The sequence below is a fragment of the Vibrio sp. R10-SF1-ISO8 genome, from assembly GCF_059833805.1.
Genome location: NZ_JCBDHL010000008.1, coordinates 189,981 through 207,423, shown reverse-complemented (window position 1 = coordinate 207,423; position 17,443 = coordinate 189,981). Strand labels below are relative to the sequence as shown.

15 protein-coding genes and 1 other RNA gene are annotated in these 17,443 nt (G+C 44.8%); 10 read left to right on the top strand and 6 right to left on the bottom strand.

Translation table 11 applies throughout. The features are described 5' to 3' along the window. Positions 1–395: 395 nt before the first annotated feature. Positions 396–749: an RnfH family protein gene (locus AC6R00_RS04620; protein ID WP_500639482.1), complete on the bottom strand. Its 354-nt coding sequence runs from the start codon at positions 747–749 to the stop codon at positions 396–398. Beyond that, positions 739–1,182, bottom strand: coding sequence for an SRPBCC family protein (locus tag AC6R00_RS04615; RefSeq protein WP_004744370.1), 444 nt, complete (start codon positions 1,180–1,182; stop codon positions 739–741). Before AC6R00_RS04615 ends, AC6R00_RS04620 begins: the two co-directional genes overlap by 11 nt. Positions 1,183–1,300: 118 nt before the next feature. Here AC6R00_RS04615 and smpB point away from each other — a divergent pair, with 118 nt between their 5' ends. Continuing rightward, positions 1,301–1,786, top strand: coding sequence for an SsrA-binding protein SmpB (smpB, locus tag AC6R00_RS04610; RefSeq protein ID WP_004744371.1), 486 nt, complete (start codon positions 1,301–1,303; stop codon positions 1,784–1,786). Positions 1,787–1,853: 67 nt separating this feature from the next. Then, positions 1,854–2,218: a transfer-messenger RNA gene (ssrA, locus tag AC6R00_RS04605) on the top strand. A 48-nt stretch (positions 2,219–2,266) separates the two neighbouring features. Here the strand turns inward: ssrA and AC6R00_RS04600 are convergent. Then, positions 2,267–3,274 carry a tetratricopeptide repeat protein gene (locus tag AC6R00_RS04600; protein WP_500639481.1) on the bottom strand — a complete coding sequence of 336 codons (1,008 nt, stop codon included), beginning with the start codon at positions 3,272–3,274 and terminating at the stop codon, positions 2,267–2,269. 477 nt (positions 3,275–3,751) lie between these two features. On the opposite strand from AC6R00_RS04600, the gene uhpT reads away from it, so the two are divergent. The 5 genes from uhpT (at position 3,752) to manA (ending at position 10,054) form a co-directional block, all read left to right on the top strand. Next, positions 3,752–5,149, top strand: coding sequence for a hexose-6-phosphate:phosphate antiporter UhpT (uhpT, locus tag AC6R00_RS04595; protein WP_239855578.1), 1,398 nt, complete (start codon positions 3,752–3,754; stop codon positions 5,147–5,149). A gap of 137 nt (positions 5,150–5,286) precedes the next feature. Next, positions 5,287–5,895 carry a response regulator transcription factor UhpA gene (gene uhpA, locus AC6R00_RS04590; RefSeq protein WP_500639480.1) on the top strand — a complete coding sequence of 203 codons (609 nt, stop codon included), beginning with the start codon at positions 5,287–5,289 and terminating at the stop codon, positions 5,893–5,895. Next, the gene (gene uhpB, locus AC6R00_RS04585) at positions 5,895–7,394 is read left to right on the top strand and encodes a signal transduction histidine-protein kinase/phosphatase UhpB (RefSeq protein WP_500639479.1); all 1,500 of its coding nucleotides are present in this window, start codon (positions 5,895–5,897) and stop codon (positions 7,392–7,394) included. Before uhpA ends, uhpB begins: the two co-directional genes overlap by 1 nt. Positions 7,395–7,399: 5 nt before the next feature. Further along, a complete protein-coding gene (locus AC6R00_RS04580; protein WP_500639478.1) occupies positions 7,400–8,740 on the top strand; it encodes an MFS transporter in 1,341 nt (446 codons plus the stop codon). Positions 8,741–8,845: 105 nt separating this feature from the next. After that, positions 8,846–10,054, top strand: coding sequence for a mannose-6-phosphate isomerase, class I (gene manA / locus AC6R00_RS04575; protein ID WP_500639477.1), 1,209 nt, complete (start codon positions 8,846–8,848; stop codon positions 10,052–10,054). A 271-nt stretch (positions 10,055–10,325) separates the two neighbouring features. Here manA and AC6R00_RS04570 read toward each other — a convergent pair whose 3' ends face one another. Further along, on the bottom strand, positions 10,326–11,336 hold the full coding sequence (locus AC6R00_RS04570; RefSeq protein ID WP_500639476.1) for an alpha/beta hydrolase family protein: 1,011 nt from the start codon (positions 11,334–11,336) through the stop codon (positions 10,326–10,328). A 23-nt stretch (positions 11,337–11,359) separates the two neighbouring features. After that, positions 11,360–12,298 (bottom strand): DUF2860 family protein, encoded by a 939-nt coding sequence (locus tag AC6R00_RS04565; protein WP_500639475.1) that lies wholly within the window; start codon positions 12,296–12,298, stop codon positions 11,360–11,362. 466 nt (positions 12,299–12,764) lie between these two features. Between AC6R00_RS04565 and AC6R00_RS04560 the strand changes: the two genes are divergently transcribed. The 3 genes from AC6R00_RS04560 (at position 12,765) to AC6R00_RS04550 (ending at position 16,164) form a co-directional block, all read left to right on the top strand. Next, the gene (locus AC6R00_RS04560; protein WP_367937798.1) at positions 12,765–14,369 is read left to right on the top strand and encodes a BCCT family transporter; all 1,605 of its coding nucleotides are present in this window, start codon (positions 12,765–12,767) and stop codon (positions 14,367–14,369) included. Between the two features lie 120 nt (positions 14,370–14,489). Further along, positions 14,490–14,900: a VOC family protein gene (locus tag AC6R00_RS04555; protein WP_500639474.1), complete on the top strand. Its 411-nt coding sequence runs from the start codon at positions 14,490–14,492 to the stop codon at positions 14,898–14,900. 112 nt (positions 14,901–15,012) lie between these two features. Continuing rightward, positions 15,013–16,164, top strand: a complete 1,152-nt coding sequence (locus AC6R00_RS04550) for an amidohydrolase (protein WP_500639473.1) — start codon at positions 15,013–15,015, stop codon at positions 16,162–16,164. Here the strand turns inward: AC6R00_RS04550 and lhgD are convergent. Further along, positions 16,148–17,380: an L-2-hydroxyglutarate dehydrogenase gene (lhgD, locus tag AC6R00_RS04545; RefSeq protein ID WP_500639472.1), complete on the bottom strand. Its 1,233-nt coding sequence runs from the start codon at positions 17,378–17,380 to the stop codon at positions 16,148–16,150. The genes AC6R00_RS04550 and lhgD overlap by 17 nt on opposite strands. Between the last annotated feature and the right edge of the window lie 63 nt (positions 17,381–17,443).

Here is a 17,443-nt window from a genome sequence, read left to right as displayed (position 1 = left end):
TGGATAGCTGGATAGCTGGATAGCTGGATAGCTGGATAGCTGGATAGCTGGATAGCTGGATAGCTGGATAGCTGGATAGCTGGATAAGTTTTAGAGGGTTGGCGTATTACGTCAACCCTTTTTGTTTGGAACGCCTAGCTACGGAAACGGGATGCGGGAACGTACTTCGTCCTAGAAAACTGGAAAACTGGAAAACTGGAAAACTGGAAAACTGGAAAACTGGAAAACTGGAAAACTGGAAAACTGGAAAACTGGAAAACTGGAAAACTGGAAAACTGGAAAACTAAGTTGCTCCGCTGTGGTCGAGAAGTCAACTCTAGCTTTCCAGAAGGGCGAAGCCCGATCCCGTTATCTAGAAGCGGAGCGATCCATAGGACGAAGTCCGTTCCCGCTCTTTAAGCTTCCTTCCTCAACGGATTTTTCTTACCACCCGTAACCGGATCGGCAGAACCTGCGGCTTTGGCTTGCTCGGCTCGCTTGCGGCGGATCTCTTTTGGATCGGCTAGAAGTGGACGATAAATCTCGATGCGGTCTTTATCATTGATCGTAGCATCCAACTTAACATTACGACTAAATACGCCGACCTTATTCTTCTTTAGGTCAATCTCTGGGTACAACTCAAGCACGCCAGACTGAGCTATGATCTCTTCGACGGTCATTGACTGATTAACCACTAGCGTAAATACGCGCTGCTCTTTCGGCAGAGCATAGACGACTTCAACATGAATCATTTCAGACTCAATACTCATAAGCTGGGTACACCTGTTTTGCGCGCTTCGTAAAAGCGTTGACCATATTACTGGTCAGTTCGTTAAAAACCTTACCAAACGCCATTTCAATCATCTTGCTTGAAAACTCAAACTCAAGCTTAAGCTCGACTTTACACGCCTGCTCATCAAGCGGAGTAAAAAACCATCCACCTTTAAGTGTTTTAAACGGCCCATCGACTAAATTCATGAGGATCGCCTCACCATCAACCAACTCATTCGACGTGGTAAACGTTTTGCTAATCCCTGCTTTTGCAACATCAACAGAAGCCACCATCGCATCCGAGCTCGACTCAATCACACGCGAACCAGAGCAACCCGGTAAAAACTCTGGGTAGCTCGCTACATCGTTCACTAGATTGAACATCTGCTGGGCACTAAACGACACTAAAGCAGAACGACTAACTTGCTTCATATTGACTCCTCGTAACATCTGCTTGAACTTCAAGCTTGGTGCAATTTTACTTTTATTTGCACTCAGCGCAAATAAAGGGATTTCCTAACTTAACTCCTAGCCGTATAATGCAGCCATTATGGCAAAGAAAAAATCTAAACAAAAAGCGGGTAGCAATACCATCGCTGTCAATAAGAAAGCTCGACACGAGTATTTCATCGACGATGAAATCGAAGCAGGTGTGGAGCTTCAAGGCTGGGAAGTAAAAGCCCTTCGTCAAGGCAAAGCTAACATCGCAGAAAGCTACGTGTTTATGCGTGACGGCGAAGCCTTCGTGAGTGGCATGACCATTACCCCTCTTAACCAAGCATCGACACACGTTGTGGCGAACCCTACCCGTGTGCGTAAATTATTAATGAGCCGTCGCGAACTTGATAACCTACTAGGTCGAATCAACCGCGAAGGTATGACACTTGCGGCCCTCTCCCTATACTGGTCTCGCTCTTGGGTGAAAATGAAAGTCGGCGTAGCGAAAGGTAAGAAGCTGCACGATAAACGTACTGATCTTAAAGAAAAAGATTGGGCTCGCGAAAAAGCGCGCGTAATGAAGAGTTCACTGCGCTAATATTGAGCACTTAAACGCACAAGTCTAGACAGGTTGCACTTTTCTGGTACTATGCGAGGAACACTTTGGGGCTGATTTAGGATTCGACAGGAATTTTGCAGTCTGAGGTGCATGCCGTGGGGCGGTTGGCCACGTAAAAAGCCGCAAAAAAATAGTCGCAAACGACGAAAACTACGCACTAGCAGCTTAATAACCTGCTCAGAGCTCTCTCGCCCTAGCTTCCGCACGTAAGACGGGGACCAACGAGAGATCAAACCCAAACGCGCTAGCCCGGATTCTCCCGCCTGAGAGATGAACGGCGAATTATAATTCAGGATAGTCATTTACTAGCGTGTCGGTTCGCAGGTACTTGGTGAATTTAAAGATCGACTAAGCATGTAGTACCAATGATGAATGGTTTTTGGACGCGGGTTCAACTCCCGCCAGCACCAAACGTTTGGAAAGGCGCTAACTCATAGAGTTAGCGCCTTTTTTGTATACTTACCAAATTTCGTCGATGATTTCGTTTTTATACTGCTGCGCTTTAGCGAGTTCGTCGTTAGACATATATTGCTTCACATTGAGGATTTCTTTTTCAGCATCCTCATCGCCATTTTCCTGAGCAATCTCAAACCATGCCAATGATTTGGCAAAATCACTGAATACACCATGACCATTTCGATACGCGTATCCCACCATATATTGGGCGTAAGTATCATCTAGCATTGCTGCTTTTTGAAAGTATTCAAAGGACTTAGCGTAATCAGTCGTTTTAAAGCCGCAGCGCTGTTTGTATTTAGGGTAGTAGTAAATATCACCAAGTTTCGCCACCGAGCGAGTATGATCTTCAAGTTCAATTGCATGCTCGAAGTGTTGTATCGCTTTTTGGCAGTTCATCTCAACGCCCTCTCCATTTAGGTAAGCGATCCCTAAGTTATAGATCGCACTAGCATTCTGTTGTTTTGCGGCTTGCTCAAACCAATATGCAGCTTTGGCGTAGTCCTTTTCGACTCCAACACCATCGTTGTAGGAAAAAGCGAGTTGGTACATAGCGTCATCATCGCCAAGTTTCGCTGAGGCTAAATAGTACTCGTTGCCTTTTTTGACGTCTTGCTCTGTACCTTCACCATCAAAGTACATAACCCCCAAGCTATACAACACATAGGGATCTTGCCCATCTTCAGCTTTGTGATACCACGAGAGTGCCTCTTCATAGTTACCATCCGAATACTCTAAATCTGCTTTCAGAGTTTCAGCGCCATCATGACCTGACTTTAGTGCTTGTTCTAGATATTCATGAGCTCTGTCTATATTCGCTTGCATAACAGACTCATCTATCAACAAGTTAGCCGCTTTATAGAGTACTTCTGGGTCGCTTGACGTTTCAGCCTCTTTTAGCAGCGCGAGGTCATCACCTTCAAACAGCTCCCAGCTAAGATCATAAGACAGCGCCTGAGTGGACATTAATAACGAAAAACATGTGAGGATAGTGCATCGGAATTTGTTCATAACAACCTGATTTAACCTATTGATTATTTGTATTTATTTTTCCAAACACATCCTATATTTCATTGATTGCAAAAATCTAAAGCCAGTAAATTTTATGCAAACAAACTCACACAATAGTTCAGTTTCATCCAATGCAATCGTTCTCATAAAGCCAAGATAGAAGTTGTCATATAGGGAACCTCTTTCACTTTGTCTCTGTCGAAAACGTGCATCTCTGCAACTGGTGCATACACTAGATATGTTGCATTAGAGGCAATCCCTCAACCGAAATCTGTTCAGTTTCCATTCCTTCCGACAAAACACTCACTAAGAACGTGACGATTTTCACGCTTTACACGCTATTCAGTGGTTACTAGGAATTTTTCCTAGCCGATCTAAGCCCTCCTCTCATGTGGTTAACAAAGCGACTCTATAAAATCGCTGGCAGAAAAAAGAATAGAGCACTCTGTGCATCACCCAAATAGAAGAGAGTTGATGATGTTAAAATTCCTGGAACAAGTCCGGAAACCTACCCTCGACCTTCCCGTCGAAGCCCGCAGAAAAATGTGGTTTAAGCCATTTATCCAATCTTACTTAGTAGTATTTATTGGCTACTTAACCATGTATTTGATCCGTAAAAACTTCAATGTCGCGCAAAACGACATGATTTCAACTTACGGCTTGTCGATGACTGACTTAGGCTTGATAGGACTTGGCTTCTCGATTACTTACGGTATTGGTAAGACAGTCGTTTCTTACTACGCTGATGGCAAAAACACCAAGCAGTTCCTTCCTTTTATGCTTATCCTTTCTGGTTTGGCTATGCTTGGTTTCAGCTTCAGTATGGGTGGTGGCAGCGCTAGCCTTTTCTTAATGGTGGCCTTCTACGCTCTAAGTGGTTTCTTCCAAAGTACGGGGGGACCTTCTAGTTACTCAACCATTACCAAATGGACGCCTCGTAACAAACGCGGTTCATACCTAGGCCTGTGGAATATGTCGCACAACGTTGGCGGCGCGGGCGCTGCAGGTGTGGCTCTATTTGGTGCGAACTACCTCTTCGATGGTCATGTAATCGGCATGTTCGTCTTCCCTTCTATCATTGCCATCATCGTCGGTTTCATTGGTATGCGCTATGGTAACGACTCTCCTGAAGCCTACGGTTTAGGTAAAGTGGAAGAATTATTTGATGAAGCAGTGAGCGAAGAAGACGAAGCGGCTGAAGAAAATCAAATGACCAAGAAAGAGATCTTTGTTGAGTACGTCCTGAAAAACAAAGTCATCTGGCTACTTTGCTTTGCCAATATCTTCCTTTACATCGTACGTATTGGTATCGACCAATGGTCTACCGTTTACGCTTACCAAGAACTTGGCCTATCCAAAGAAACAGCTATCTCTGGCTTCACTCTGTTTGAGGTCGGTGCTCTAGTCGGTACGTTGATGTGGGGTTACCTATCCGATCTCGCAAATGGTCGCCGTGCTTTAGTGGCTTGTGTTTCTCTGGGCTTAATCATTGTTTCACTAGAATTTTATCAACACGCTACTAGCGAGTTTATGTACTTGGCGTCTCTGTTCGTCCTTGGTTTCTTGGTGTTTGGTCCACAACTTTTAATCGGTGTTGCAGCGGTTGGTTTTGTCCCTAAGAAAGCCATCAGTGTGGCAGACGGTGTGAAAGGCACATTTGCCTACTTAATCGGTGATAGTTTTGCCAAATTAGGTTTAGGCATGATAGCCGATGGAACCCCAATTTTCGGCCTAACTGGTTGGAAAGGTACCTTTGCGGCCCTCGATACTTCAGCGTTTATCTGTATCACTTTGCTTGCTTTCGTTGCGATTGCAGAAGAGAAAAAGATCCGCCAAAACAAGAAGAAACTTGAACTGGCAGAAAGCCAATCTTGATCCCAAAGCGCGCTTTGCCAGCCAAGGCGCGCAAGATCATTAAATTAAGCAGTTCAATTTAGTATCATGGCGAATTTTTCTTTGAGCTCTTTGAGAGCTCATTTTCGTTTGCTTATCACGATATTTGGGTATTTATAATGATTAACGTAGCGCTAGTTGATGACCATGTCATTGTTCGTTCTGGTTTCGCTCAACTATTGAGTTTAGAAACAGACATGAGCGTTGTGGGCGAATTTAGCTCAGTTGCGGAGGCTCGCATTGGCTTGCCTGCTTGCAAGCCTGATGTTGTCATTTTAGATATCTCGATGGCAGACGAAAGTGGGCTTACCCTACTAGACGAAATTCCCTCCGGCATCGCTTGCGTAATGTTAAGCGTTCACGACTCTCCAGCTATGGTAGAAAAGTCACTAAAGCTTGGTGCGAAGGGCTACCTTAGCAAACGCTGTAGTCCCGATGAGCTGGTTCAAGCAGTTAGAACCAGTGCTTCTGGTGGCTGCTACCTGACACCAGATATTGCCCTAAAATTAGCCACTCCAAGTGATAAATCGACCACGCTGACTCAACTCACGCGTAGAGAAAGCGAGGTGTGCCAACTACTTGCCCGAGGGTTGGATGTGAAATCTGTCGCGGTTGAGCTTGGACTTAGTCATAAAACGGTTCACGTTCATCGTTCTAATGCTCTCGACAAGCTTGGGGTTAAAAATAACGTCGAGCTCGCAAAGCTGTTTTCTCAAGAGCCCCTGTAATGCGTAGTTACCTTGCGACATCCATTTGCGGCCTATTCATGACAGCTTGTGCATGGTTTTGCCTGTGGGTCATCGCCTACTATTTTGTCAACGATGCTGAACTTGCTATCTTGCTGTTTCCGTTTGCGCTTCGTCTAGGCATTACTCTGCACACTCGCTCTAAATACTGGGTGACGATATACCTAGCAGAATGGGGGCTAACTATCGCGCTGGCGATGCTTTTAGAACAGCCGCAATGGTTGATGGTCCTTGTCGCCAGTGTGTTAAGCATTCCATTGGTTCACCTCGCAAAGAAATACTATACCGGCAATCAAAACCAGCACCTTGCTGTAATGGCGGTTGTTATCCTGATCACATCTTGTATCAATGTCGCCGCGGTCGGCTTTCATGTTGAATCGGTCTACATGCTCTGGCTAGCGAGTATTGCTGGAGGGTTAATGATCTTGCCGATGTGCTATCTGCTTTGGAATTATCTGTTTCTAAGCCCATGGTCACCGATCACGTCTAATTTGCTAGCAAACAATGTTGAGTTCAAAGTGCGTCATATCTTGCTGTACGCCCTACTTCTAATTGCCAGTATTTTGATTCAAACCAGTTTGCCCGACGAGCTAAAAAGATTTGCCCCTTTCTGTATGGCGATTCCAATCATAGTGCTCGCTCTGCGTTATGGATGGCAGGGAGCACTGCTTGCCACCATGCTCAATAGTATTGCACTCATTGCTGCGAAAAGCGGTGTATCTAACTTAGAGATTACCGATCTCCTTTTATCTATTTCAGCTCAAACTCTAACTGGAATTATGCTCGGTCTAGCCGTGCAAAAGCAGAAAGATCTCAACCAAAAATTACGTGGAGAACTATCTCGCAATCAGACGCTATCTCGCCAACTAATACAAGCCGAAGAATCAGTCCGTCGTGATGTGGCGCGAGAGCTGCACGACGAAATTGGTCAAAACATCACCGCAATTCGAACTCAAGCCAGCATTATTAAGCGAGTCGATAACGCTGAAATGAATACTCGCTCTGCGGATATGATAGAGAGCCTTTCATTGAACGTGTATGACACAACTAAACACTTGCTTAGCAAACTAAGACCAAAAATGCTCGATGATTTGGATCTCAAAGAATCTGTCCAACAGCTAACTCGTGAAATGGAGTTCGATAATCACGGTACTCGCGTCGTACTTGATTGGAGCGGTGATTACGGCTCGTTAAGTGACACATTAAACGTGACCCTTTTCCGCCTATGTCAGGAAGCGTTAAACAACGCCGCCAAATACGCCAACGCAACGTCGATCGTTATCGAACTATCAATCGAAGATGACTTGTCACTGAACATCGCAGACAACGGTATAGGCTTTAAAGCTGAAGACTGTATGAAAGGAATGGGTGTCCGTGGTATGCAAGAGCGAGTTCAAGCACTTGGCGGCAAAATGTATATCTACTCCTTAAACGATCATGTTGATGGTACACACATCGCCATCACCTTACCTAAGGTATAACCAGCATGTTTGGCCTATTTCAATCGCCGAGCTATAACCAAGCTCCGCTTAGTAAAATTCGAGTTGATGAACGCTATCGTTACTGGCGTCTGCATATCATGGTTGGTATGTACCTTGGCTATGCGGGCTTTTACTTCACCCGTAAAACATTCAACTACGCTGCACCTGCAATGATTGTCGACCTAGGGCTAGATAAAGGTGATATAGGCTTAATTGGCACCCTTTTCTACATCACTTACGGGCTGTCAAAGTTCATTTCAGGCACCATTTCTGACCGTTCTAACCCACGCTTTTTCATGGGAGTCGGTTTGATTGCGACCGGATTGATCAACATTGCTTTTGGTTTCTCAAGCTCATTGGTGACATTAGCGGCATTATGGGTAATGAACGCATGGTTTCAAGGATGGGGATGGCCTTCGTGCTCTAAACTTCTCACTACTTGGTATTCCCGTTCAGAACGTGGCTTTATGTGGGCAATCTGGAATACCGCACACAACGTCGGCGGTGCACTGATCCCACTGCTTGTTGGCTTTATCATCCTCCACTATAGCTGGCGTGAAGGCTTTATCATTCCTGGTATTATCGGGGTTATTCTCGGTATTATCGTCTGCTGGCGTTTAAGAGATAAACCCACCACACTAGGTTTACCGACCGTAGGGCAATGGCGAAACGACGGATTGGAACTCGCCCAAGAAAATCACGGACATGGCCTTAGCTACAAAGAGATCTTGCAGCAATACGTATTCAGCAATAAATACATATGGTTGCTCGCTTTTAGCTATGTGCTGGTTTACATCGTTCGAACTGCGATTAATGACTGGGGAAACTTATACCTAACAGAGCAACACTATTACAGTTTAATTAATGCCAACGCTGCGCTGTCTATGTTTGAAATCGGCGGCTTTGTCGGCTCTCTTGTTGCGGGTTGGGGTTCTGACAAACTGTTCGGCGGTAATCGCGGCCCTATGAATCTGCTATTTGCCGCGGGTATTTTCTTGTCGGTTGCCGCTTTATGGTTAATGCCTTTGACTAATTTCGCCTTTCAAGCGGCTGGGCTTTTCTCCATTGGCTTCTTTGTGTTTGGTCCTCAGATGTTGATTGGTATGGCTGCAGCAGAATGTTCACACAAAGACTCGGCAGGCGCCGCAACAGGTTTTGTCGGATTGTTCGCCTATATGGGAGCAGCATTATCGGGCTACCCGTTAGCACTGATTCTTGAAGAATATGGCTGGACCGGATTCTTCATCACTATATCGGTGTGTGCCGCCGTTATTGGCTTACTGTTACTGCCCTTTCTTCAGGCGCAGCCTTCACGCAAACCTCTGGCGCCAAAGCTTCGATTATAGCGACCACCACGCTACACATCTTAGGGTGAGTTAACCGCTCACCCAACTACCTCCACTCTTTTTTGCTTCCGATTCAGTTCGGAGGGTTTTCTACGGGTAAAATTTATGATTTTGAATACTATTTCACCAAAAAGCTTCTTCAAAATGGACAACAAGATCCAAAACTACGACTGGGGAAGCCGTACTGCCATCCAAGGTTTGTTTGGTTTCGCCAACGACAAGCAGCAGCCGCAAGCCGAAGTCTGGATGGGCACTCACCCAAATGGTTGCTCGATGATCAAACAAGAAGGTGACAGTATTTCGCTGTCAGATTTGATCAAGCCAAACCCATCAGCATTCTTATCGCAAAACACGTCAAACATTTATGGCGACTTGCCTTATCTTTTCAAAATTCTTGCGGCCGATAAAGCCTTGTCGATTCAGGTACACCCTAACAAGCAAGATGCAGAACAGGGCTATGCAAACGAACAAAAGCTTGGTATCCCGCTAGGCGCCTTCAATCGTAACTACAAAGACGCCAACCACAAGCCTGAGCTCGTTTACGCACTCACCGACTACCAAGCGATGAACGGTTTTCGCCCATTTTATGAAATCATTGACGCTTTCAAGCAGTGTGACATTCCTGAGATCAGCGAATATTTAGCTCAGTTTGAACGCAATCCAAACCAAGAGGGTTTGTGTACTTTCTTTGTAGAGCTACTATCGATGCAAGAAGAGCGCAAAACCAATGCTCTTGAGCATCTACTTAGCTATGCAGCATCGAACAATACCTGTGCGACTTGTGAACTCATTTTGTCTCTTTCACAGCAATACCCGAATGATGTCGGCTTGTTCGCACCATTTCTGCTTAATGTCATTACTCTTAAGGCCGGGGAAGCCATGTTCCTAAGTGCCAGAACTCCTCACGCCTACATCAAAGGTACTGGCCTCGAGATTATGGCGAACTCCGACAATGTGTTGCGTGCAGGGTTAACCCCAAAACACATGGATGTTGAAGAACTAGTCAAATGTACGGATTTTATTCCTAAGTCAATCAACTCTCTGCTTACACATGCTGAAGTAAAAGGTTGTGAGCATCACTTCCCTGTTCCTGTACAAGATTTCAAGTTTTCAATCTACCGCGCTCCACAACAGCAACCAGTGCAAATGTCGAGTGCAGAAATTCTCATGTCAATTGATAGTGATCTAACGCTACATGCTGACAGCGGAGAAACTCTGATACTGGGTAAAGGGCAATCAGCTTTCGTACCTGCTTACGTTAAGCAATACACCATCAGTAGTGAAGGTCGAGTAGCTCGTGCTTTTAATGGTTAAAATCACTAAACATTAACGATTTCAACCAGCTAAAACAAAGACCAAACGCGCCTATTTTGCTCAATAGGCGCTTTTAGTGGTTTCTTGAAAAAGTGAAACACATTGTAAAAACGTAAACCTTTGTCTACTGACTCTTTTAATTGTTGACCCAACGACTGCTCGAGACGCTCTGAACGGTCCTAAAAACAGCATTATTAGAGATTTTGATTCCTTCTTTATGTGGTTAGCAAACTTAATCATTTTGTTCGCCGCATTGCACCTACTCTCCACACTAGGTGTCCAGCGTAAGTAACCACTCCTCAATACTTTTTAGAAATTGAGGGGCGTAGATACTCTCTCCCCAGAACCATAGTTTAAACAGCAGACTTAGGCTTGAGGTCTGACTGTTAATTTCAGGGTACTTAAGTAAACTATGAGTTGCGTTAGGTATTAGCTTAATTGTGGTATTTTGGCTTTTATCAAAGATTGAGGTAAGTACTTGGTAAGTATTCTCAACATCAACTAACTCATCATTTTCACCCAGAAGCACTAGCAGTGGCTTTTCAATACCTGCAAAGTCTTTACTTGAATCCGAGCTGACGTTTCTTTTCACAAAATAGAAGCGTGCTTCGCTCATAACATCGTCACTATCATCAAGCGTCTGTAAGTAATCAGCATAGCGTGGATCCCCTTTCCAAAAAGAGTGCTCTGCCAAATGCTGATTTTTGGCGTTCAGGAATTCAGCCTCCGATACACCTTCACGCTTTAATCGTAGTTGTGTCATATACCAGCTTTGCTCCATCCAATTGATGGAATAACCAACGCCGATCATAAATGACACATCTTGATGTTCTTTCAACAGTGAAGGTACTACCCAACCAGCCTGACTAAAGCCAAAAATACCAAGCCGACTTGACTGGTCTGGATACGTTCGCTTTACATAAGCAATCGCAGCCTCTACCTCACTCCTCCGGTCTGCCATGCTTTGTCCAAGCCAATTTCCACTGGACTCACCCACACCTGGTTTATCCCAACTGAATATCGCATAGCCCGATTTTAAAAGTCGCTCCCAAATCGCGTCGTAGTAGCCATAAGCGTCATAAGGGATGTCTCCATCACCCGATACAAAAATGACAACACCTTTCACCTGTGCATTATTGTCAGGCGCTTTATAGAAGGCTGAAAGTGAATTTTCACCATGTTTAAAACTATGAAGCTGGCTTGTGTCACTCGCAAAAGCCAAGTAACACCAGTTAGTCGCAAACAACATACTCAATAAAGCCCAAAAGTGGTTTAACCTCATTTAGTTCCTCCTCAAGAGTGTGGTTAAAAGCGATATAAACCACCTATAAGAAATGATAAGCCCTCTTCATCATAAAATGAGATATTGGCATCCGACTTTTCATAAGTTACTTGCGCGATTAGACTCATGTGAGGGTCTCCAAAAATCTCCCGTTCCTCAAATAATAACCCGAGATGCAGCTTATCCTCTTCTCTAGTCACACCAAAAATTGGATGAGTTGCATCATATTCACTAGTAGAAAAACGACCATCGAACACAAACGTATAATGACCCGACAGTATCGAAGCTGTGATACCCGCACCGATTTTTTCAAACGCCATTGCACTCCCTTGAGCATCATCCATTTGATAAAAAACACTCGGCTCGATTAACGCAGACGTAGACAAGGGAAGTGAAATCGCAAGCTTAGAAAAATAGCCCGTTCCTTCCCTGTTTAGTTCTTTATTTGGTGATGCTTCAGTGTCAATTTTTCGATCATAATAGGCGAAATCCATAGTCAGGATCTGGTGCTCATACTTTATTCGATAGACATTACCTTTAGTTTCCGTTTTTGCACGTTTATCGTTGACTAGATAGGGGTTTGACCACACTTCTCCGTCTTGAACCGTAGGGGCAATCGCGACAGATAATGATGAGTTTCTATTGATTTGATTCCTATATCCTAGCTCCAACGCAAGCACACCTCGCACAAACGTATCTTCGCTCTGACCAATAAATACCAGATGATTGCCCCACTGATATTGAATGCTCCCCAATGGAAATACACTACTTTCTGATACGGACGCACCCTCATTTTTCAGCGATGTTAAAGCCTTATCACTCCCAGTTGATAAGTTACTTTTTGTTTCCTGGTATTGAGCAAATAGCCCAAGCTCCCCAGAAATACCTTGCTCAGAGCTATTAGAATGAAACGATAAGAAAGTCATAAATATGCTCACCGTTATAGGCAGTTTCTTTTCCACAGTTTTCTCCAATTATGAAATACACAAAGTGGACCATCGCCGCAAGCAATAAGAAGGGCCCAATAAATTCACAAAAGAAATATTTCACAATGCAGAATAAAAAAAGTGTCCCAAATTGCTGATTTAAGAGATAAAGAACAGAACGTCGTTCACTTTTTATAAGGTTACTGAATACGGTTTTGGCGAGATCACCCTGAAAAAGAAACTGTCGGGAGCAGTAAAATCAAAGCGAATTTTCAGCTATTTTCTATACAAAAAACGAAGTAAAACTTACACATCAAATAATTAGACAGCAAATCAATCTACGTACAACAAATCTACACAAATGAATCAAATTTGCACCATGTCACACTAAAGGTTATAGTTGCGCCGCAAAAATTACTTTGAACTCAAAACAAATGGAGGGCGCTTTTAGTGTTTTTCTTGAAAAAGTGAAACACATTATAAAAACGTAAACCTTGTATTTATGGAAAATGCATTAAAAAAATACAGTATCGAAACCACTGATTATCAAGTTGGACAAGACAACGTACAAAAGTGGGGATTCGATATCCACAATCCGGTATTTGGGATTAGTGCTGGCCTTGTGATCCTTTGTCTACTGACTCTTTTAATTGTTGACCCAACTACTGCTCGAGACGCTCTGAACGGTCTTAAAAACAGCATTATTGTAGATTTTGACTCCTTCTTTATGTGGTCTGCAAACTTCTTCATTTTATTCGCCGCAGTGCTCCTACTCTCCCCTCTAGGCAAGATCCGTATTGGTGGAATCGATGCCAAAGCCGAGCACTCGACCATTTCATGGTTATCCATGCTGTTTGCAGCTGGTATGGGAATAGGGTTACTTTTCTGGAGCGTTGCCGAGCCAACAGCCTACTTTACTGATTGGTACGGTACGCCGCTTAACGCGGAAGCATATAGTGACGACGCGAAAGCACTTGCTATGGGTGCCACTATGTTCCACTGGGGTATTCACGGTTGGGCAATCTACGCTATTGTGGCGCTATCTTTGGCCTTCTTTGCCTTTAATAAAGGACTACCACTTTCACTACGATCGTCTTTCTACCCACTGTTTGGCGATAAAGCTTGGGGTTGGCTAGGTCATGTAATCGATATTCTCGCCGTCCTCGCTACTTTGTTTGGATTAGCCACTTCTTTAGGTTTAGGCGCACAGCAAGCCACCAGCGGCATCAACCATGTATTTGGTCTTGATGGTGGCATCGGTATGCAGATGATTGTGATCACTTTCGTGACCTGCATTGCGGTACTCTCTGTTATTCGCGGTATCGATGGAGGCGTTAAGCTTTTAAGCAACATCAACATGGTGATTGCTTTTGCTTTACTTGCGTTTGTATTGTTCATCAGTTTTGACACTGCAATGCTGTCACTTTGGGACACGACCATTGCTTATGCGCAAAACATTATCCCGCTAAGTAACCCTCACGGCCGCGAGGATACTGGCTGGATGCACGGTTGGACGGTGTTCTATTGGGCTTGGTGGGTATCTTGGTCACCATTTGTTGGTATGTTCATCGCGCGCGTATCAAAAGGTCGAACCGTACGTGAATTCCTGTTTGCGGTGATCATTATTCCAACCACAGTGACGCTTATTTGGATGTCGGTATTTGGCGGTATTGCTCTTGATCAGGTCGTCAACCAAGTGGGTGAACTTGGTGCGAATGGCTTAACCGATATTTCGCTGACCTTGTTCCAGGTTTATGATGCTCTGCCATACAGCTCAGTCATTTCTGTGCTTTCAATTGTCCTAATTTTGGTGTTCTTTATTACCTCTTCAGACTCTGGTTCACTCGTTATCGACAGTATCACCGCTGGTGGCAAAATTGATGCACCTGTCCCACAACGTATCTTCTGGGCATGTATTGAAGGCTCGATTGCAGCGGTTATGCTTTGGATTGGTGGTAAAGAGGCATTGCAAGCGCTTCAATCTGGAGTTGTTGCAACAGGTCTTCCTTTCACTCTTGTTCTACTTGTAATGTGTGTCAGCCTAATCAAAGGCTTGCGCTCAGAGCTACCGGCTTATCAGTCTTCGACTCGACAAGTAACGGCCTAACTCTAAGCGAGACAAACTCAATGGGCGCTATTTCTAGCGCCCTTTTTTATTTTTCACAATCGATCACCTCTTCCACAACTGCGTATACTAAATTTATTGCTTTAGAGGAGGCAGCAATCAATGAGTAAACGGCCTATCAACATCATCGCACTCGATCATATTGTGCTGCGAACGAGCCAGCTCGATAACATGGTGCACTTTTATCAAGACATTCTTGGCTGCGTGATTGAACGAGAAAAGCTCGATATTGGGCTTACCCAACTCAGAGCGGGGAGCGCATTAATTGACATAGTGACAGTTGATAGTGAGCTAGGTCGAATGGGGGGCAAAGCGCCACAACAAAACGGTAGAAACGTTGACCATTTCTGTCTGCAAGTGTCCGCATTTGAGGAAGAGGAATTACTCGACTATCTAAAGCAACACAATATAACTACATCAGGCTTTGCCGAACGATACGGCGCACAAGGGTACGGTCGCTCTGTTTACGTAGAGGATCCTGAGGGCAATGTTGTGGAACTTAAACCCTTTTAAATGACCACCAATTAGAAAGCCACTCGGATTTAGATAGTTAGAACCTCATCAACATACTGTTTTTAGCCTCAGCGTATAGTATTTCACTGGTTAAAAAGTGTATGGATAGCGCATGTTAGATCTCCCCCAACTTACTCAGCTTAGAAAAAACATTCATCAGCACCCTGAACTTTCACATCAAGAGCAACAAACGGCTCTGCGTATAACTCGCGTGTTTGAAAGTTTCTCGCCGGATGAAGTCCACACTCAGCTTGGTGGTCATGGCGTCGCATTTGTCTTCCACGGTCAAGAAATAGGGCCTTCAACTTTAATACGCTGCGAATTAGACGCCCTACCAATACAAGAACAAAACACCTTTGACCATCGCTCTATCCTTGATGGCGTGTCACATAAATGTGGCCACGATGGTCATATGGCGATTATCTCTGCTTTGGGCGCGACACTCGCGACTCGCAAACCGCAATCTGGAAGAGTGATACTTTGCTTTCAGCCAGCGGAAGAAACAGGGGCTGGTGCGATTGATATGGTCAACGATGAGAAATTCGCCCCCCTAAAGCCAGACTACGCCTTTGCGCTACATAACTACCCAGGCCTAAAACTTGGCTCGGTAGCAGTACGAGCTGGGACTTTTAATTGTGCTTCTCGCGGCATCATCATTAAACTCAGCGGTAAAACATCACATGCAGCACACCCGGAGGATGGTATCAGCCCCGCTAGCGCAATGTGCCAGATCATCGAAAAACTCAACCAGCTTCCAGAAGAGTTAGCCGAACAAGGCATCGAAGATAAACTATGGGTTACTGTCATCCATGCCAAGCTTGGCGAAGTGGCTTTTGGTACTGCCCCTGGAGATGCCGTTGTCATGGCAACACTTCGTAGCGAGAGCAATCAAGCAATGGACACCTTAGTAGAGGTGACACAAAAGTTCGCGCGCGATTGTGCTCACAAGACCGGATTAGAAATAGAATTCGGTTTTGATGATGTTTTTCAGGCAAGTGTTAACTCAAATGAAGGCTGTGATCGCGTCGTTCAGGCGTGCCGCAACACGTCCACGGAATACATCTTGCTGGATGAACCTATGCGCTGGTCTGAAGATTTTGGCCAATTCACCGCAGTAGCAAAACAAGGGGCAATGTTTGCTTTGGGAGCCGGTGTCGACACTCCTCAGCTACATAACCCTGACTATGACTTTGATGACGAGCTAATCCCTATTGGACACGCTTTGTTTCTCGACCTTATTAAGCAAATTAATGGTCTTGAATAGTCTTAGCTTGCTTGCTCGCAATCTTGTCGCAAATATAGCTACCTATTGGGATAGAAGAGGTCGCTGCGGGTGAAGGGGCATTGCACACATGCAAACTACGTGGGCTTTCTGCAAACAGAAAATCGTGTACTAGTGTGCCATCTTTTAGCACAGCTTGAGCTCTAATCCCCGCTGGATAGGGTTCAAGATCTTCAACTCGAATTTTTGGGCAGTATTTATTCACCAATTTCAAATAGCCTGCCTTCCACCAAGAGTTTTTCGTCTCAATCAACCCCGTTTTTAGATGCTTAGCCGTCAGTTTCCAGAAACCACTGAACGAGAGCATTTCGCACACGTCACGAAAACTAAAGTTAATGCGTGCGTAACCTTCCCTTTTCCATCCTTGCACCGCATTCGGTCCAACTGTAACACTGCCATCAATCATACGAGTGAGATGAACACCAAGAAAAGGTAAATCAGGATCAGGAATTGGGTAAATTAGATGGTTGACGATCTGGTTGTTCTTAGGCGCTAGGCGGTAATATTCACCGCGATAAGGAATGATCTGAAAATCCGTTTGTAGCCCCATCATCTTGGTCATGCGATCGGCCATTAACCCCGAACAGACGACCAGAAACTGACCTCGAAGTAATTGCGCCTGGCCGTCACTGACAACCGAGACCTCAACCCTATCTGAGTACTCTTGTAAGTTCACCACAGGTGTTCCAAGGCGCACCTGTCCGCCCCCTTGGCAAAACTCTTGTGCCATCGCCTCGGTGACTTGGCGATAATCCACAATACTGGTGGCTGAAACGGCAATAGCCCCCAACCCAACAATGTTAGGTTCGCGCCTTTTAAGCTCTTGCTGCTCAATCAGCTCAACCTCTATGCCATTTTGCTGACAACGGGTATACAGCGCTTGCATGCGCTCGACTTCAATTGGGCTTGTTGCAACTAGCAATTTGCCACAATTCTCGACCTTAATATCATGTTTGTGACAGAAGTCGATAGTGGCTGCAACTCCGGCCTTACAAAGCTCCGCTTTCAAACTTCCCGGCGCATAGTAGACACCAGCGTGAATCACACCACTGTTGTGCCCGGTTTGGTGAGATGAGAGTTGCTGCTCTTTTTCTAGCAAGAGAATGGACTTGTCCGGATAACGATTTTGCAATTGCCAAGCCGTCGAGACACCGACTATCCCACCACCTATCACAATGTAATCGTAACTCTGATCCACTCTATTGCTCCTTGCCGCCAAACTAATCCTAGCCACCAATATTAATCGTGACGTTAAGCGATT